This is a genomic window from Burkholderia sp. BCC1972 (genome assembly GCF_905339605.1).
Lineage (GTDB): Bacteria > Pseudomonadota > Gammaproteobacteria > Burkholderiales > Burkholderiaceae > Burkholderia.
Genome location: NZ_CAJPGH010000012.1, coordinates 92,442 through 110,997, shown reverse-complemented (window position 1 = coordinate 110,997; position 18,556 = coordinate 92,442). Strand labels below are relative to the sequence as shown.

Sequence of the window (18,556 nt, the reverse complement as noted above, 5' to 3'; positions counted from 1 at the left end):
TTCGTTTCACGCCGTGCGGCATGTGCGTTCGGCACAGGCGCGCGACACGCGACGCGAAGGCGGTCGGCCGGCCTTCGCGTGCGTGATGCATCAGGGGCTCCGGTGCGTGAAAATGAGCGTTGCGCCGGCGTTGGTCACGATCTGCAATTGCTGCGGCTCGCGCATCTGCACGCCGGTCTTGTCGACATGCGCGAGCGCGTCGAGGTACGCGTGCTCGAGCTGGCCGCCGAGCGAATTCGGGCAGGCCATCCGCGTGCCGGCAAGCGGCCCGAAGCTCAGCAGGCCGTTCTTGATCGCGTAGGTGCCCATGTAGCGGTTGCAGCCCGAGAACCCGCTGGCGCGCCGGATGCCCGATTCGGTCGACAGCGCGAGCTTGATCGGCTCGCCGTTGTCGCCGTGCGGGATCGCGCGCTGCGTGCCGTCGGCATTCGTCCAGCTGGTGAGTTCCCAGCTCGTGTCGTCGAGCAGCTGGACGGCGGCCGGGTTGTACGGGTCGGGTGCGGGGGCGGCGGAATCGGGATGGGTCGGCATCGCGCAGGCGGCGAGAAGCGTGGCAAGCGTCAACGCGCAGAGCGGCGCGCGCAACGGGCGAAGCAGGCCGGTGCGTGCGCGTGCGGCTGCGGACAGGTGGGACATGAGCCTCGTTCCTCATCGGATTCTGATCAAGGCGTAAGAGTAACGCACCCGCCCCGCGGCAGGCGAGCCGACACTTCACCGATGAAAACGTTCGCAGCCCGTCCGCGTGCCGTGCGCGGTCGGGCACCGGCCCGTCGAAACGGCCAAAACCGGCGTCATCGCGCGTGTTAACATCGGAGCCGTTTTCGTCCTCCACCAGAAGCGGGAAATCACATGCAGATCGGTCAGCGGCTCGGTACGCCGCTTTCACCCTCGGCCACGCGCGTCATGCTGCTCGGCGCCGGCGAGCTCGGCAAGGAAGTCATCATCGCGTTGCAGCGTCTCGGTGTCGAAGTCATCGCGGTCGACCGCTATCCGGACGCACCGGGCCATCAGGTCGCGCATCGCGCGCACGTGATCGACATGACGGACGCCGCTGCACTGCGCGCGATCGTCGAGGCCGAACGTCCGCACCTGATCGTCCCGGAAATCGAGGCGATCGCCACCGACGCGCTCGCGGCGATCGAGGCGGCCGGTCTTGCCGAGGTGATCCCGACCGCGCGTGCGACGCAGCTCACGATGAACCGCGAAGGGATCCGCCGGCTCGCCGCCGAGGAACTCGGCCTGCCGACGTCGCCGTATGCGTTCGCGGATTCGTTCGACGCATTCAGTGCGGCGGTCGCGAAGATCGGCATGCCGTGCGTCGTGAAGCCCGTGATGTCGTCGTCGGGCAAGGGGCAGTCGGTCGTGAAGACCGACGCCGACGTGAGGGCCGCGTGGGACTACGCGATGGCCGGCGGGCGGGTGAACCATGGCCGCGTGATCGTCGAGGGCTTCGTCGATTTCGACTACGAGATCACGCAGCTGACCGTACGCGCGATCGATCCGGCGACGCTCGACACGCGCACCTATTTCTGCGAGCCGGTCGGCCACGTGCAGGTTGCGGGCGATTACGTCGAATCGTGGCAGCCGCAGCCGATGAGCGCCGCGGCGCTCGAGAAGTCGCGCGAGATCGCGCACAAGGTGACCGAGGCGCTTGGCGGGCGCGGGCTGTTCGGCGTCGAGCTGTTCGTGCGCGGCGACGACGTATGGTTCTCGGAAGTGAGCCCGCGGCCGCACGATACGGGCCTCGTCACGCTCGCATCGCAGCGCCAGTCGGAATTCGAGCTGCACGCACGCGCGATTCTCGGGCTGCCGGTCGATCCGGCGCTCGGGACGCCGGCCGCGTCGGCCGTGATCTACGGCGGGCTCGACGAGCGCGGCATCGCGTTCGAAGGCGTGCGCGACGCGCTCGCCGTGCCGGGCGCCGACCTGCGCCTGTTCGGCAAGCCGGAAAGTTTTGCGAAGCGGCGCATGGGCGTCGCGCTGGCGACCGGCGCGACCGTCGACGAAGCCCGCGAACGCGCGAAGCGCGCCGCCGCGGCCGTCCGGCCCGTGTCGGCTCGCTGACGGAACGAGGAGAGGGCGATGGCGTCGAGGTGGTTGCGTATCGGAAAGCTGGGCGTTGCGCTGGCGCTTGTCGCGAGTCTCGCGGGTTGCGGTCTCGCGGCCGCACCGTGCCGGGTGGCTTCGGCCGGGCTCAAGATCGTGCCGCTCGTCGGCCACGTTGCAGCGGCGCCGACCGACGCATGCGCCGACGTCATCGATCCCTGATCGCGACGACCGACTCGATTCGCTGCCAACCATAAATGACCGCGCGCCCCGCGAGGGCGCGTTTCCATCTGTCTCGTGAGAGGACCTGCATGATTCGCCGAACCCTCGCCGCGCTCGCGCTGGCCGGCACCGCCGTTTCCGTCGCGCACGCCGCGCAACTGACCGTCGAAGAGATCGACGCCGATTCGCGCCAGCAGACCGTCTACCAGTGCGCGAACCAGAAGCAGCCCGTGCGCGTGTCGTACTGGCTCGCGGGCAACGGCCAGAGCTTCGCGCTCGTGCCGGTTAACGGGAAGCAGATGCTGTTCGTCGACACCGTATCGGCGTCGGGCGCGCGCTACCAGGCCGGCCGCTATACGTGGTGGACGAAGGGCAAGGAAGCGACGCTGCGCGACGAGATCGCCGACGAGAAGGCGCCGCCGCTGCTGGGCGACTGCGTGCAGGTCGAGAAGAAAAAGAAGAAGGGCTGAGCGCCGCGTGCGGTCGCGGATCGTCCGCGCTCGTCGTATTGACCGGCTGCCGGGCCTGACCGCCCGGTACGCGGGCAGGCGGCGGGCGTCCGGATACGATGATCAGGGATCGGACCCCCGATATTGCTCGCCGGCCGATCGGGATAGCCCGATCGGGCCGTCCATTGCCCGCACGGGCCCGTACCGTGCCCGCCGCGCGAACCGCCGTTGCGGCCGTTCGCGGCGTTGTCACGGACAGATGGCTGCGCAGTGCTACAATACGGCCCTTTCCGTCGGCATTCGCGCCGAACGGAGTCCGCACGGCCTGGCGTCCAGCGTTCACATTGAACCGGTCCCAAGCGCCAGAGCGGCGCCGCGCGGCGCGCCGCGGCTCCGTCTATTTCCGAATTGTGATGAGCGCAGGCCCGGCTGGCCTGACGCACGATGTCCCCGCCGCGCCTTTTGAGCGAAACGCCACCATGTCCGATTCTGTCGCCAAGCCCGTCGACGCAACCTTCGATCAATTCGGCCTTGCCGCCGATATCCTGAAAGCCATTGCGGAGCAGGGTTATACGACGCCGACGCCGATCCAGGCGCAGGCCATTCCGGTCGTGCTCGCCGGCCGCGACGTCATGGGCGCCGCGCAAACGGGTACCGGCAAGACCGCGAGCTTCTCGCTGCCGATCATCCAGCGCCTGCTGCCGCAGGCCAACACGAGCGCGTCCCCGGCGCGCCACCCCGTGCGTGCGCTGATCCTCACGCCGACCCGCGAACTCGCCGACCAGGTCGCCGCGAACGTGCACGCGTACGCGAAGCACACGCCGCTGCGCAGCGCGGTCGTGTTCGGCGGCGTCGACATGAACCCGCAGTCGGCAGAGCTGCGCCGCGGTGTCGAGATCCTGATCGCGACGCCGGGCCGCCTGCTCGACCACGTGCAGCAGAAGACGGCGAACCTCGGCCAGGTGCAGATCCTCGTGCTCGACGAAGCCGACCGGATGCTCGACATGGGCTTCCTGCCCGATCTGCAGCGCATCCTGAACCTGCTGCCGAAGGAGCGTCAGACGCTGCTGTTCTCGGCCACGTTCTCGGGCGAAATCAAGAAGCTCGCATCGACCTACCTGCGCAATCCGCAGACGATCGAGGTCGCGCGCAGCAATTCGACGAACGCGAACGTCACGCAGATCGTCTACGACGTCGCCGAAGGCGACAAGCAGGCGGCCGTCGTCCAGCTGCTGCGCGATCGCGGCCTGAAGCAGGTGATCGTGTTCTGCAACAGCAAGATCGGCGCGAGCCGCCTGGCGCGCAACCTCGAGCGCGACGGCGTGGTCGCGTCGGCGATTCACGGCGACAAGACGCAGATCGAACGGATGCAGGCACTCGACGCATTCAAGCGCGGCGAGATCGAAGCGCTGGTCGCGACCGACGTGGCCGCGCGCGGCCTCGACATCGCCGAGCTGCCGGCCGTGATCAACTTCGACCTGCCGTTCAGCGCGGAAGACTACGTGCACCGGATCGGCCGTACCGGCCGTGCCGGGGCGACGGGCGACGCGCTGTCGCTGTGCAGCCCGAACGAGCGCAAGCAGCTCGCCGATATCGAGAAGCTGATCAAGCGTCCGCTCGAAGTGCAGACGCTCGCGCTCAACAAGCCGGCACGCCCGCGTCACGACGACCGTGGCAGCGAGCGCGGTGGTGACCGTGGCGGCGATCGCCACGGCGAACGCGGTGGCGAACGGGGCGGTCGTCGCGATCGCGACGAGCATCGCGGCGCGTCGGGACACCGCTCGGCCGGTGCCGAGCGTGGCGGTCGTCCCCGTCGCCACGAAGCGCCGGTCGACGATTTCTTCCTGAAGCCGTACGAGCCGTCGGCGCCGGCGAAGCAGGCGGACGACGCACAGCCCGCGCAGCAGCCCGAGAAGAAAGGGCCGAAGCGTCAGGTTGCGGCGCTGCTCGGCGGGTTCGGGATGCCGCGCAAGCCGTCGGCGTAACCGGACGGTTCAAGCGGTCGAGGCGGTGCGCGAACACTGCCGCAGAAGCGGGTGCATGCGATGAGCATGTGCCCGTTTTTCATTGGGCGACGCGATCGGGAAGGGGCTGCGCGGGCGGGCGATGGCCGGTCGCGCGAGGCAGGGGGATGTCGATGCCGTGTCGTCGGCGGGCGTGGCGCCCGGGCTTGCGTCACGTACTCATGCGATCCGGTTCGACGCCGACGGAGGCAGGAACGCGGCCGGTACGGGCCGCGTTCTGGCAGCGATTCAACCGGCACGAAGCCCGAAGCGACGCGCCCACGCAGCGGTCGCGGCCGCGTAGAACGCGTCCATCGTCCGGCTCGACAGAACGCCGTCGTCCGTCAGGCCGAGATGCTCGGCCGCAGCTCGCAGCGCCGGCAGCGGAGCACCGCGTTCGAGCGCGGTCGCACCGGTCTGCTTGCTGAGCTTTTCGCCGTTCGCATCGACGACGACGGGCACGTGCAGGTACTCGGGCGTCGGCACGCCGAGGCAGCGTTGCAGATGGATCTGGCGGGCGGTCGAATCGAGCAGGTCCGCGCCGCGCACGACATGCGTGATGCGTGCATCGGCATCGTCGACGACGACCGCGAGCTGGTAGGCCCATTGGCCGTCCGCGCGCTTCAGCACGAAATCGCCGACTTCGGTCGCGAGGTTCTGCGATTGCGTGTGCTGCCAGCGGTCGTCGAACGTGACGATCGCGTCGTCACCGTCGGGCACGCGCAGGCGCCACGCGCGCGCGGGCTTGCCGTGCAGGCCGGTGCGGCACGTGCCCGGATACGCGAGCGTGGTGTGGCGTTCGTGCGCGGCGCGCAGCGAATCGGCGATTTCCTTGCGCGTGCAGCCGCACGGATAGACGCACCCCGCCGCGACGAGCTGCTCGAGCGCGGCCGTGTACGCCGCATCGCGCGTGCTTTGCCACACGGGCGGTTCGTCGGGCGTCATGCCGAAATGCGCGAGCGTCGCCAGGATGTCGTCGGCCGCGCCGGGTGCCGTGCGCGGGCCGTCGAGATCCTCGATGCGCACGAGCCACGTGCCGCCATGCGCGCGCGCGTCGAGCCAGCTCGCGAGCGCGCCGACCAGCGAGCCGAAGTGCAGCGGGCCGGTAGGCGACGGCGCGAAGCGGCCGCGATAGCCGTTCATCGGGGCGCGGGTCGCGCGCTTACGCGGCGCTGGCTGCCTGCGCGCAGGCCGGGCACGACTTGCCGGGCACGTAGCTCGGCGATTGTTGCGCTTCCGGCGTGACGACCGCGCGGCACGCGAAGCACGTGACGTTCTCGGTGGGCTGGAGTTGCGGGTTCAGCGCGGTGCGGTAGTCGAACACGAAGCAGTCGCCGTGGTAGTGCGCGCCGCCGACTTCCTCGAAGTACTTCAGGATCCCGCCTTCGAGCTGGTACACGTTCTCGATGCCGATTTCCTTCATGTGGATCGCGGCTTTCTCGCAGCGGATGCCGCCCGTGCAGAACGACACGACCGTCTTGCCTTCGAGGTCGGCGCGGTTCGCGTCGATCACTTCAGGGAATTCGCTGAACTTGTCGATCCGGTAGTCGAGCGCGTCGTCGAACGTGCCGACGTCGACCTCGAACGCATTGCGCGTGTCGAGCATCACGACCGGGCGGCCCGTGTCGTCGTGGCCGCGGTCGAGCCACGTCTTCAGCGTGCGGGCGTCGACGAACGGCGCGCGGCCGAGCTCCGGCTTGATCGCCGGCTTCTTCATCGTGATGATCTCGCGCTTCAGGCGCACGAGCATGCGGCGGAACGGTTGCGAGTCGGACAGGCTTTCCTTGAACTGCAGCGTCGCGAACTTGCCTTCGAACAGCGGATCATGGCGGAGGTAGGCGATGAACGCGTCGGTGGCTTCGCGCGGGCCGGCGATGAACAGGTTGATGCCTTCCGGCGCGAGCAGGATCGTGCCGCGCAGGCCGAGTTCGTTGCAGCGGGCGGTGACGAGCGGGCGCCATTGCTCGTTCGCGTCGAGCGACACGAAGTGGTAGGCGGCGAGGTTGACGATGGTCATGATGGTCCGACGGGAAAACGGCCGCACGGCGGCCCGCAAAAAAGGGTGCGAAGCCGGGGCGTTGATTCGAAAAACCGTATTATCCCGCAAACGGCACGGGCATCGGTATCCGGCCGATCGGCCAGCCGCGCGACGCGTCGCCGCGTGCATCGGCCGAACGGCCGGAACGGGCATTTTTTGGGCAGGCTGCGCGGCGGGGCGGCTACAATAGCGCCCATGTCAGATCCCCGCTTCGTCCATCTTCGCGTTCACTCCGAATTCTCGATTGCCGACGGCATCGTGCGCATTGACGACATCGTCAAGGCGGCGGCCGCGGACGGTCAGGGCGCGCTCGCGCTCACCGATCTCGGCAACGCATTCGGCCTCGTCCGTTTCTACCAGGAAGCCCGCGGCAAGGGCATCAAGCCGATCGCCGGCTGCGACGTCTGGATCGCCAATCCCGACGATCGCGACAAGCCGTCGCGGCTGCTGCTGCTCGTCAAGGACAAGGTCGGCTACCTGAATCTCTGCGAGCTGCTGTCGAAGGCGTGGCTCACGAACCAGTACCGCGGTCGCGCGGAGCTCGACGCGAGCTGGCTCGACGGCGAGCTCTCGCAAGGGCTGCTCGCGCTGTCGGGCGCGCAGCAGGGCGATATCGGGCTCGCGCTGGCCGCGGGCAACGAGGAAGCCGCGCGCCGCCACGCCGAGCGCTGGGCGAAGGTGTTCCCGGGCGGCTTCTACATCGAGCTGCAGCGCTACGGCCAGCCGGGCGCCGAGGCGTACATCCAGCAGGCCGCGACGCTCGCCGCGTCGCTGAAGCTGCCGGTCGTCGCGACGCACCCGACGCAGTTCATGACCGACGACGATTTCACCGCGCACGAGGCGCGCGTGTGTATCTCGGAAGGCGACATCCTCGCGAATCCGCGGCGCCAGAAGCGTTTCACGACCGACCAGTATTTCCGCACGCAGGACGACATGGTCGCGCTGTTCGCCGACCTGCCGTCGGCAGTCGCGAACACGGTCGAGATCGCGAAGCGCTGCAACCTGAAGCTCGAGCTCGGCAAGCCGAAACTGCCGCTGTTCCCGACGCCGGACGGCATGTCGCTCGACGACTACCTGGTCCAGCTGTCGAAGGAAGGGCTCGAGACCCGTCTCGTGCAGCTGTATCCGGTCGAAGCCGAGCGCGACGCGCAGCGCGACACGTACTACAAGCGCCTCGAATTCGAGTGCGGGACCATCACGAAGATGGGCTTCCCCGGCTACTTCCTGATCGTCGCGGACTTCATCAACTGGGCGAAGAACAACGGCGTGCCGGTCGGCCCGGGCCGCGGCTCGGGCGCCGGTTCGCTGGTCGCGTACGCGCTCGGCATTACCGATCTCGATCCGCTGCGCTACAACCTGCTGTTCGAGCGCTTCCTGAACCCGGAACGCGTGTCGATGCCCGACTTCGACATCGACTTCTGCCAGCACGGCCGCGATCGCGTGATCCAGTACGTGAAGGAAAAATACGGCGCGGACGCCGTGTCGCAGATCGCCACCTTCGGCACGATGGCCGCGAAGGCGGCCGTGCGCGACATCGGCCGCGTGCTCGACCTCGGCTACATGTTCACCGACGGCATCGCGAAGCTGATCCCGTTCAAGCCGGGCAAGCACGTGACGATCGCCGACGCGATGAAGGAGGAGCCGCAGCTCCAGGAGCGCTACGACCACGAGGACGAAGTCCACCAGCTGCTCGATCTCGCGCAGCGTGTCGAGGGCCTCACGCGTAACGTCGGGATGCACGCGGGCGGCGTGCTGATCGCGCCCGGCAAGCTGACCGATTTCTGCCCGCTGTACACGCAAGGCGACGAAGGCGGCGTGGTCAGCCAGTACGACAAGGACGACGTCGAAGCCGTCGGCCTCGTGAAGTTCGACTTTCTGGGCCTGACGACGCTGACGATCCTCGACTGGGCCGAGCGCTACATCCGCCGGCTCGATCCGTCGAAGGCCGACTGGTCGCTCGCGCAGGTGCCGCTCGACGATCCGGCCTCGTTCCAGATCCTGAAGAAGGCCAACACGGTCGCGGTGTTCCAGCTGGAAAGCCGCGGGATGCAGGGCATGCTGAAGGATGCGCAGCCCGACCGCTTCGAGGACATCATCGCGCTCGTGTCGTTGTACCGTCCGGGCCCGATGGACCTGATCCCGAGCTTCTGTGCACGGAAGCACGGCCGCGAGAAGGTCGACTATCCGGATCCGCGCGTCGAACCCGTCCTGAAAGAGACCTACGGCATCATGGTCTATCAGGAGCAGGTGATGCAGATGGCGCAGATCATCGGCGGCTACTCGCTCGGCGGCGCCGACTTGCTGCGTCGTGCGATGGGCAAGAAGAAGCCCGAGGAGATGGCCAAGCACCGCGAGATCTTCGCCGAAGGTGCAGCGAAGAACGGCCTCACGCGCGAGAAGTCCGACGAGATCTTCGACTTGATGGAGAAGTTCGCGGGCTACGGCTTCAACAAGTCGCACGCGGCCGCGTATGCACTGCTCGCGTATTACACCGCGTGGCTGAAGGCGCACCATCCGGCCGAATTCATGGCGGCCAACATGACGCTCGCGATGGACGACACCGACAAGGTGAAGATCCTGTTCGACGACTGCGTCGTGAACAACCTCGCCGTGCTGCCGCCCGACATCAACCAGTCGCATTACCGGTTCGAGCCGGTCGCCGAAGCCGACGGCAAGCGCTCGCGCACGATCCGCTACGGCCTCGGTGCCGTGAAGGGCAGCGGCCAGAACGCGATCGAGGAAATCCTGCGGGCGCGCGAGGAAAAGGCGTTCACCGACCTGTTCGACTTCTGCGAACGGATCGACCGCCGCGTCGTCAACCGCCGTACGGTCGAGGCGCTGATCCGCGCCGGCGCGTTCGACTCGCTGAACGCGAACCGTGCGCAGCTGATCGCGTCGGTGCCGCTCGCGATGGAAGCGGCCGACCAGGCCGAGGCGAACGCGATGCAGGCCGGCCTGTTCGACATGGGCGCCGAGTCGCCGCACGCGCATGCGCTCGTCGACGAACCCGCGTGGGACGACAAGCGCCGCCTGCAGGAGGAAAAGGGCGCGCTCGGCTTCTACCTGTCCGGCCACCTGTTCGACGCCTATCGCGACGAAGTCCGCCGCTTTGTGCGGCAGAAGGTCGGCGACCTGAAGGAAGGGCGCGACAAGCTCGTCGCGGGCATCATCGCGTCGTTGCGCACGCAGATGACCCAGCGCGGCAAGATGCTGATCGCGTTGCTCGACGACGGCTCGGGCCAGTGCGAGATCACGATCTTCAACGAACAGTTCGAGGCCAACAAGGCGCTGTTCAAGGAAGACGAGCTGCTGATCGTGCAGGGGCAGGCGCGTAACGACGCGTTCACCGGCGGCCTTCGCTTCACGGCCGATACCGTGATGGATCTCGAACGTGCACGCAGCCGCTATGCGCAGGCCGTGCGGCTGACGATGAACGGCAATGCCGACGCGGTCGCGTTGCGCCGCGTGCTCGAGCCGCACGTGTCGAAGGACGATCCGGCGGCCGCCGCGTTCGAAACGCCGGCGCCGCGCGGCGGCGGGCGCGATGGCGGCCGTCGTCCGCAGGCGCCGCTGCCGAACGGGCTCGCGGTGCAGATCCACTACAGCAATGCGCGGGCGCAAGGCGAAATGCGCCTGGGCGACGCGTGGCGCGTGAAGCCGAGCGACGTGCTGCTCGCGGAACTGCGCGCGGCGTTCGACGGCAGCGTCGTCGAAATCACCTACTGATCGCGCCCCGTTTCGACGGCTGTCGCGACAGGCGGCCCGTCGCATCGCCATCGAGCGGTGCGGCGGGCCGTTTTTACGTCTGAGGGTAATCGGGCCTTGGGCTGGTCATCCGGACGCTATACAATCCGGCGCTAGCTGCACATGCGCGGCGCCCGCCGCGGGTTCGCGCGACGCACGGCGCTGCCATGGTGTGCATAAACGGGGGCGGATCCATGTGATGTGCGATACGACCGCCCCGGATCAGGACGCCGTGAAACGGCCCGTCGCGACGATAAAAAAACCGACTGTCTCCATATGACCATGGCCAATGGGAACCCGACGCAGCGGATCCTCGTGATCCGGATTGATTTTCTCGGCGACATGCTGTGCACGACGGCGTTTCTCGGCGCGCTGAAGGAGCGTTGGCCCGGCGCGGAGCTCCATGTGGTCGCGAACCGCTACAACGCGGCCGCGCTGGCCGGCAACCCGGACGTGCATGCGATCCATACATACGTCTACAGCCGACAGTGCGAGCGCAACGACCGTCCCGGGCGGATGCGCGCATTCTTCGACCGGCTGCGGCTCGTGCGCCGCCTGCGCCGCTTGCGGTTCGACCTCGTGGTCGTGCCGAACGGCGGCATGCATCGCAGCAGCATGCAGTTCGCGCGCCAGCTTCGCGCGAAGGACTGCCGCTGGCACGATGCCGACACCGAATTCGACGATCGCAAGCCCGAGCATGTCGCGCAGCGGCAGATGTGTCACGAGGCGCTGTCGGGTTTCCGGCTCGTGCCCGAACTCGGCCGTGCGGATCTCGACCGCCTCGAACTGTCGGTTCACCCCGACCCTGCGCTGCAGGATACATGGCATCGGCTGCTCGGCGCGCGCACGAAGCCGCGTGTCGGGCTGTTCGTGTCGAACAAGGCGGTCGAGCGCCGCTGGCCCGCGGACCGCTGGCGCGACCTCGGCGTGCGGCTCGCGCCGTTCGCCGACGTGATCGTGTTTCGCGATCCGGCGATCGGCAAGTGTGCCGAGGTCGATACGTGGCGCGACGTGGATGCGCGGCAGGTGGCGCCGTCGTCGGTTGCCGAGCTGGTGGCTGCCGCGAGCCTGCTCGACGTGATCGTGTCGGCCGACAGCGCGCCCGTGCATCTCGCGTCGGCGCTCGGCGTGCCGGTCGCCGCGCTGTTCGAGGACCGTCCCGAGAAATACCTCCGCTGGCACCCGCTCGGCGTGCCTCACGTGATCCTGCGCGCCGGTGCGACCGTCGACGCGATCGACGTCGACGCGGTCGAACGGGCGGTGCGCCATCTGCTGCCGCAGGCCGGTCATCGCGACGAGCCGGCTGCTGCTGCGGGGCATGTGCAGCCGGCTGCCGCCGCGCCTGCGGTCATGACGATCGCCTCGTAGCACCCGCACCCGCACCCGCACGGCACGGGCGTCGGCGCAGCCTGCCGGCGCGCTGCAGCGTGGCCGTTTCGACGCAGCGTGCACGGCCGGCGCGCCACGCCGCGCCGGCTGCGGCAAAATCCTGTACATTGCCAGCCTTGTTCAGCCAGCCAGACAGATCGCCGTGGCCCTGTTTTCCTCTGCCCGCCCGCCCAGAACCATTCTCGTTGCCGCACCGCGCCGGATCGGCGACGTGCTGCTGACGACGCCGCTCGTGCGTTCGCTGAAGGCCCGCTGGCCGGAGGCGCAGATCGACATGCTGGTGTTTCGCGGCACCGAGGGCGTGCTCGAGCACAATCCCGACGTGCGCCGCGTGATCGTCGTCGCGCAACGTGCGGGATTCCGCGAACGGCTGCGCGACGCGTTGTCGATGTGGCGCCGCTACGATCTCGCGTGCGCGGCGCTGAGTTCCGACCGGCCGCGTTTCTACAGCTGGTTCGCCGGCCGCAAGCGGGTCGGTCTCGTCGATCCGGATCGCGTCACGTGGCTCACGCGAATGATGCTGAACGGGATCGCGATCAATCATCACGAGTCCGCGCATACGGTCGTCAGCACGCTCGCACTTGCCCCGGTGATCGGCATCGAGCCGGTGTCCGAGGTCGTTGCGCCCGGTATCGGCGACGATCCCGCGCGGCGCGCGCGCTTCGACGCGTGGCTCGCCGAGTCGCCGGCGATCCGCGACGGCAAGCCGCTGGTCGTCCTGCATCCGTATCCGATGTTCCGCTACAAGCAATGGCGGCTCGACGGCTGGGTCGAGATGATCGGCTGGCTGCGCGAGCACGGCTTCGCGGTCGCGCTGTCGGGCGGCCCGGCCGACAGCGAGCGCGAGTATGCGGAGCAGGTCGCGGCCGAAGCGGGCGGCGACGTGCTGAACCTGGTCGGCCGGCTGACGTTCGGCGAGAGCGCGGAACTCGTGCGGCGCGCGCGGCTCTTCATCGGGCCCGACACCGGCGCGACGCACGTCGCGGCCGCGACGGGCACCGACACGATCGCGCTGTTCGGCCCGTCCGACCCCGTGCGCTGGGGGCCGTGGCCGCAGCACTGGCCCGCGACCGAGAACCCCTGGCCGTTGCGCGGCTCGGGGCGGCACGGGAACGTGTGGCTGCTGCAGGGGGAGGGCGATTGCGTGCCGTGCCGGCACGAAGGCTGCGAGCGCAAGGTCGACAGTCGCAGCGACTGCCTCGCCAATCTCGGCGCGCAGCGCGTGAAGGCCGCGGCGGCCGACATGCTCGGGCTGAATCCGCCCGGTGCGGCGGATGCCGTCGTCGACACGTCGCGACTGCATCGCGCCCGGTCCGACTGACGCGCGGGGGACGCGCGTTTTCCTGAATTCGAAGGGGAGCAGGGCCGCGACGAGCAGCGCCGACGGCACGCTGCCCGCTCGCGTCGACGCCGGGCTGGCGTCGCTGCCGGAGCCGGCCGACAGCGGAACCCGTGTCGTGGTGCGTTACGCGCTGCGCCGGATCGCCGACGTTTCGCGCGGCAGCGCTTCGCCGCGTTCGCCGCAACCGAGCAGGATGCCGGCCAGCAGCACGATCAGGTGCCCTTCGGCGAAATCGAGCAGCAGCGAGTTCGCGAGACTGCCGATCGCGAAGATCGCGAGCCACCCGAGCAGCAGGTGCCGTGAGCGCGGATCGAGCGCACGGCTGCCGCGCGCGATCTGCACGATCAGGTTGATGAACAGCAGCAGGCCGACCGTGCCGAGCTGGACGGCCATCAGCAGGTATTCGTTGTGCGGGTTCGACGTGAGCTGCCCTTCGGCTGCCGTCTTGCCGGCCGTGAGCCGCTCGAATTCGGTTTCGAGGCCGCCCGCGCCGTAGCCGATCACGGGGCGCTGGCGATACAGTTCGAGCCCCTTCTTGTACCACTCGAGACGCAGGCCCGTGGACGTGGCCGCATCGCTTTGCCGGTACTGCTGCACTTCCGTCACGACCTTCACGAGCCGGCCGTTGTGAACCGTGCACGCGGCGACCACGAGTGCGACGCCGGCGAGTGCGAATACGCCGGCGGCAAGCCCGGCGCGCAGCGCCGACTGCCGGCGCAGCAGCAGCACGAAACGCACGGCGACGACGAGGATCAGCAGCAGCGCGATGACCTGCCCCGTGCGTCCTTGCAACATCACGAACACGTTGACGAGCGACCACGCGGCGATGCCCGCGTACGCGACGCGCGACAGCGCCGTGCGGGCCGCCAGCGCGAGATCGGCGGCCTGGTAGAACAGCAGCGCGCCGAACATGCCGGCGGCGATATGGTTCTTGAACACCCACGCGCGCGACAACGGCAGATCGGACGCGTGCGCGGGCCCGATCGCGGTCAGCCCGAGATAGTTGGTCGTCGACAGCAGCAGGATCACGCACAGCGTGCCGAACCAGCAGCGCTGCACGATCGGCGCCCAGTTCGAATGACGGAACGCGAGCACGGCAAACGGCAGCAACAGCAGCTTGTCGTACTTGGCGACCCAGCTCCACGCCTTGCCGTGCGGCGCGACCGTGTACGTGATGCTGACGGCGAGCGCCGCGAGGATCAGCAGCGCGGCGAGCGACGCCTGATCGGTGACGAGCGAGCGCAGGTCGCGCCAGAATTCGGGGGAGATCACGAGCGCGGCGGCGAACAGCCCGCAGAACACGTTGGTCAGCGCGGTCGAGACGGGCACCATGCAGAGCGCGGCGACGGCGAATGCACGGGCGGCGGTCAGGCGCCGCGAGGCGGGAGCGGAAAACGAAAGCATCGGAACCTGTCGAATGGACGAATGCGGCTTGCCGGCATCGTGCGGCGCGCCGCGCATCCCGGCGGGAGATCCGGGACGAACGGCGCAGTATACGCGAAGCAGGACAGGTTTCTGTGTCGTTTTCGGGGCTCGATCAGCTGAAGGCGCGCTTGATCCGCGAGCGCAGCAGCGCGCGCTTCAGGCGGCCTTCCACGGCCGGCGTCGCGAGTGCGATTTGCGGGCCGGCCGGCTCGCCGCGATGCAGGTAGTAGCGGTCGAACGTCGCCTGGGTCATGCCCCATTTGTTGAGAAACTGGCGGCGACCGTCGTTCTTGACGATCTTGCCCGTGCTCTTCTGCTGGAAGTGGTAGACGAGGCTGTCGCCGACGCCGAGGAAGATCCGGCAGCCGGCGTCCCAGAATTTCATCGAGAAGTCGTTGTCGCTGCTCATGCCGGGCGACAGCTCGCTGCTGTAGCCGCCGATGCGGTTCCACCAGTCGCGGTGCACGAGCGTCGGCGGCCAGGTCGATCCGAGCCAGTCCGCGCGTGCGAGCTTCGGCGTCGCCGCGACGAGGCCCGCCGCGTCGAACTGCTCGGCGTCGCGGCCGAAATTGCTGACGACGACGCACGGGTTGCGCGTGTCGACCGGCTCGACCATCGTGCCCGACAGCATGAAGAGGTCGGTCGGCATCTGTTCGATGCGGCGCACGAGCGCCGCGTCCCAGCCTGGGCAGCAGTACATGTCGTCGTTCATGTAGACGACGTAGTCGCGCGTCGCACGCGCGGCGGCCCAGTTCACTGCATGGCAGATGCCGATGTTGGCCGGCGACGCGGTGTGCTCGATGCCTTCGCTGCGTACCCAGTCGAGCGTGCCGTCCGAGCCGTCGTTCACGTGCACGATGACCTGGTGGTCATGGGCGGAATGGCGGCGCAGGCTGTCGACGACGAGCTTGAGGTACGGCAGGTTGTTCCAGGTCGGAATGATGATGGAGAACATGGCGGTCGGAGTCGGTGGTCGTCGTGGCGGGCGGCGCGCGGCGGCGCCTCTCGGGCGGGCTCGCGCGGCGCGGGCAGCCCGGCATTGTAACGCCGGGCCGCGCGCGCGCCGGCGGTGCGCGGGGCGGGCGGCTCAGCGCGCGGCTTCGTGGCCGAGTTTCAGGAAGCGGTAATACACGGTTTCCGCGTTGAACACGGCGATCATGAAGCCGGCGCGGCCGTCGAGGAACCCGCGCCGCAGCACGTAGGTCCGCACGAACGCCCATGCGCCGCGTGCGACCGCCTTGCCGAAGCCGCCGCGCTGGCCGGCCGCGCGGCGCTGGCGCGCGCCGGCCGTCGAATACGCGTCGAGCTTGCGCACGACGGTTTCGAAGTCCTCGTACGAATAGTGCATCAGCTTGCCGGCCAGGCGCTGCGCGGCGCCGTCGAACACGAGGCGCTCATGCACGAGGTCGTCCGAGAACCGCGCGGCGCCGCGCCGGAACAGGCGCGGCACCCAGTCCGGATACCAGCCGCTGTGATGGATCCACTGGCCGCAGAAGCTCGACAGCCGGTCGACCGCATAGACCTGCGCGGCCGGCGTGCGGATCGTGTCGCGGATCGACTGCGCGAGCTCCGCGGTGACGACTTCGTCGGTATCGAGCGACAGGATCCAGTCGGTGCCGAGCGCGTCGAGCGCGCGGTTCTTCTGCGGGCCGAAGCCCGGCCAGTCGCGCTCGACGATCACGCGCGCGCCGTGCGCCTGCGCGATCGCGACGGTATCGTCGGTGCTGCCGCCGTCGATGACGACGACATCGTCGGCGAACGACAGCGCATCGAGGCACTGCGCGAGCCGGGCGGACGCGTTGAGGGCGATGAGGGCGACGCCGAGGGAGGATTCAGCCATGAAATCGTCGGAAAGGCGGAGAAAACGGTGAGCGGCAGTATACCCGCGGCCCGGCCGCCGGCCGCATCGGCCATGCCCGTGCCGGCGGGGGCGGTGCGGCTATAATGTTGGGCCCTTTTAGGCATCCGCCCGACGGGGGCGAACTCCCGGGCGGCCACGCGCCGGGCGCCGCATCGCGGCTCAAGAAGGATTGCCTTGGAAACCCAGAACACACTTCGCAAACCGATGGACGGCACCGGCACCTCGCCGGTCACGGTCCTCAAGCGCCTGTGGCCGTACATCCGGCCGCTGATCGGCATCGTGGTGCTCGCCGTGATGACGATGGGCGTCGTCGCGGCCACCGAAGCCGGTATCCCGGCGCTGCTCAAGCCGCTGCTCGACCACGGCTTCGGCTCGCACGGCAGCGACAGCGCGAAATGGTACGTGCCGATCGCGGTGATCGGCCTCGCGCTCGTGCGCGGCGTGTCGCAGTACACGTCGAACTACCTGCTCAACTACGTATCGAACCGCATCCTGCTGCAACTGCGGCTCGAGATGTTCCAGCGGATGCTCCACACCGGCGCATCGTTCTTCCAGCGCGAAACCGCGAGCACGGTGATCAACGCGATCGTGTTCGAGGTCAACCAGATCCTGTCGGTGCTGACCGGCGTGATGGTGACGCTCGTGCGCGACTCGCTGACCGTGATCTTCCTGCTCGGCTACCTGTTCTACCTGAACTGGCGGCTCACGCTGATCGTCGCGGTGATCCTGCCCGGCATCGGCTGGCTCGTCAGCAAGATCAACCGCCGCCTGCGGCGCCTGAACCGCGAGCACCAGACGCTCACCAACGAGCTGTCGTACATCGTCGAGGAGACGGTCGGCGGCTACAAGGTCGTCAAGGTGCACAACGGCGAAGCGTACGAGATGGACCGCTTCACGACGATGAGCAAGCGCCTGCGCGGCTACGCGATGCGCATGACGATCTCGGGCGGCCTCGCGCAGCCGCTCACGCAGTTCCTCGCGTCGATCGCGCTCGCGGTCGTGATCACGATCGCGGTCGTGCAGTCGTCGAACGACCAGACGACGGTCGGCGGCTTCGTCGCGTTCGTCACGTCGATGCTGCTGGTGATCTCGCCGCTCAAGCACCTGATCGACGTCAACCAGCCGCTGCAGCGCGGGATGACGGCCGCCGAGCTGATCTTCGGGCTGATCGACGAGCCGGCCGAACCGCAAGGCGGCGGCCGGCCGCTGCCGCACGCGCGCGGCGAGATCGAATTCCGCAACGTGTCGTTCGACTATGGCGCGGCCGAGCGGCCGACGCTCGACCGCATCTCGTTCAAGGTCGCGCCGGGTGAAATGATCGCGCTGGCCGGCCCGTCCGGCAGCGGCAAGACGACGCTCGTGAACCTGCTGCCGCGCTTCTTCGACCCGACCGACGGTGCGATCCTGGTCGACGGCGTGCCGGTTTCCGACTACGACCTTCATGCGCTGCGCAGCCAGATGGCGATGGTCAGCCAGGACGTCGTGCTGTTCAACGACACGATCGCGGCGAACGTCGCGTACGGGCAGACGCCCGACCGCGCGCGCGTGCAGGCCGCGCTCGAGGCCGCCAATCTCGCCGATGCAGTCGCCGCGATGCCCGACGGGCTCGACACGCTCGTCGGCGGCAACGGGATGCGATTGTCCGGCGGCCAGCGCCAGCGGCTCGCGATCGCGCGCGCGATCTACAAGGACGCGCCGATCCTGATCCTCGACGAAGCGACGTCGGCACTCGATTCGGAATCGGAGCGCCACGTGCAGGCGGCGCTCGAACGGCTGATGGAAGGCCGCACGACGCTCGTGATCGCGCACCGGCTGTCGACGATCGAGCGCGCGGACCGCATCCTCGTGCTCGAGGCCGGCAAGATCGTCGAGGAGGGCAGCCACGATGAACTGCTGCGCCACGGCGGCCTCTACGCGCACCTGCACCGGATCCAGTACCAGCAGCAGGCGGCTTGACGCGCGGTCATGCGCCAGCGCAGTGCCGTGTGCTAGTCTCCATCGGGCAGTTCGAGTGTTCGTTCGACGTGACAACACGGA

General features: G+C 68.6%; 14 protein-coding genes. 8 read left to right on the top strand and 6 right to left on the bottom strand.

Translation table 11 applies throughout. The features are described from left to right. Positions 1-90: 90 nt before the first annotated feature. A complete protein-coding gene (locus tag U5798_RS18725; RefSeq protein WP_322082835.1) occupies positions 91-636 on the bottom strand; it encodes an META domain-containing protein in 546 nt (181 codons plus the stop codon). 213 nt (positions 637-849) lie between these two features. Between U5798_RS18725 and purT the strand changes: the two genes are divergently transcribed. From purT to U5798_RS18705, 4 genes are all read left to right on the top strand, one after another. Continuing rightward, the gene (gene purT, locus U5798_RS18720) at positions 850-2,064 is read left to right on the top strand and encodes a formate-dependent phosphoribosylglycinamide formyltransferase (RefSeq protein ID WP_124452958.1); all 1,215 of its coding nucleotides are present in this window, start codon (positions 850-852) and stop codon (positions 2,062-2,064) included. An 18-nt stretch (positions 2,065-2,082) separates the two neighbouring features. After that, a complete protein-coding gene (locus U5798_RS18715) occupies positions 2,083-2,268 on the top strand; it encodes a DUF6726 family protein (RefSeq protein WP_006489604.1) in 186 nt (61 codons plus the stop codon). An 89-nt stretch (positions 2,269-2,357) separates the two neighbouring features. Next, positions 2,358-2,738, top strand: a complete 381-nt coding sequence (locus U5798_RS18710) for an MliC family protein (protein WP_124452960.1) — start codon at positions 2,358-2,360, stop codon at positions 2,736-2,738. 392 nt (positions 2,739-3,130) lie between these two features. Next, complete coding sequence (locus U5798_RS18705; RefSeq protein ID WP_124452962.1) at positions 3,131-4,702, top strand: DEAD/DEAH box helicase; 1,572 nt, start codon at positions 3,131-3,133, stop codon at positions 4,700-4,702. 267 nt (positions 4,703-4,969) lie between these two features. On the opposite strand, the gene gluQRS is transcribed toward U5798_RS18705, so the two are convergent. Then, complete coding sequence (gluQRS, locus tag U5798_RS18700; protein WP_322082834.1) at positions 4,970-5,863, bottom strand: tRNA glutamyl-Q(34) synthetase GluQRS; 894 nt, start codon at positions 5,861-5,863, stop codon at positions 4,970-4,972. 19 nt (positions 5,864-5,882) lie between these two features. Next, positions 5,883-6,737 (bottom strand): sulfurtransferase, encoded by an 855-nt coding sequence (locus U5798_RS18695; RefSeq protein ID WP_124452966.1) that lies wholly within the window; start codon positions 6,735-6,737, stop codon positions 5,883-5,885. A 216-nt stretch (positions 6,738-6,953) separates the two neighbouring features. Between U5798_RS18695 and dnaE the strand changes: the two genes are divergently transcribed. The 3 genes from dnaE to U5798_RS18680 all read left to right on the top strand — a co-directional run bounded on the left by dnaE (position 6,954) and on the right by U5798_RS18680 (position 13,212). Next, on the top strand, positions 6,954-10,484 hold the full coding sequence (gene dnaE / locus U5798_RS18690) for a DNA polymerase III subunit alpha (protein WP_322082833.1): 3,531 nt from the start codon (positions 6,954-6,956) through the stop codon (positions 10,482-10,484). A gap of 300 nt (positions 10,485-10,784) precedes the next feature. Further along, positions 10,785-11,870 (top strand): glycosyltransferase family 9 protein, encoded by a 1,086-nt coding sequence (locus U5798_RS18685; RefSeq protein ID WP_322082878.1) that lies wholly within the window; start codon positions 10,785-10,787, stop codon positions 11,868-11,870. A gap of 163 nt (positions 11,871-12,033) precedes the next feature. Beyond that, a complete protein-coding gene (locus U5798_RS18680) occupies positions 12,034-13,212 on the top strand; it encodes a glycosyltransferase family 9 protein (protein ID WP_322082832.1) in 1,179 nt (392 codons plus the stop codon). 144 nt (positions 13,213-13,356) lie between these two features. On the opposite strand, the gene U5798_RS18675 is transcribed toward U5798_RS18680, so the two are convergent. From U5798_RS18675 to U5798_RS18665, 3 genes are all read right to left on the bottom strand, one after another. Next, a complete protein-coding gene (locus U5798_RS18675; protein ID WP_124452972.1) occupies positions 13,357-14,637 on the bottom strand; it encodes an O-antigen ligase family protein in 1,281 nt (426 codons plus the stop codon). Between the two features lie 133 nt (positions 14,638-14,770). Then, positions 14,771-15,613 (bottom strand): glycosyltransferase family 2 protein, encoded by an 843-nt coding sequence (locus tag U5798_RS18670; RefSeq protein ID WP_124452974.1) that lies wholly within the window; start codon positions 15,611-15,613, stop codon positions 14,771-14,773. Positions 15,614-15,745: 132 nt separating this feature from the next. Next, on the bottom strand, positions 15,746-16,498 hold the full coding sequence (locus tag U5798_RS18665; RefSeq protein WP_322082831.1) for a glycosyltransferase family 2 protein: 753 nt from the start codon (positions 16,496-16,498) through the stop codon (positions 15,746-15,748). A 225-nt stretch (positions 16,499-16,723) separates the two neighbouring features. On the opposite strand from U5798_RS18665, the gene msbA reads away from it, so the two are divergent. Then, positions 16,724-18,475 (top strand): lipid A export permease/ATP-binding protein MsbA, encoded by a 1,752-nt coding sequence (msbA, locus tag U5798_RS18660; RefSeq protein WP_260434915.1) that lies wholly within the window; start codon positions 16,724-16,726, stop codon positions 18,473-18,475. The last annotated feature ends 81 nt before the right edge of the window (positions 18,476-18,556 follow it).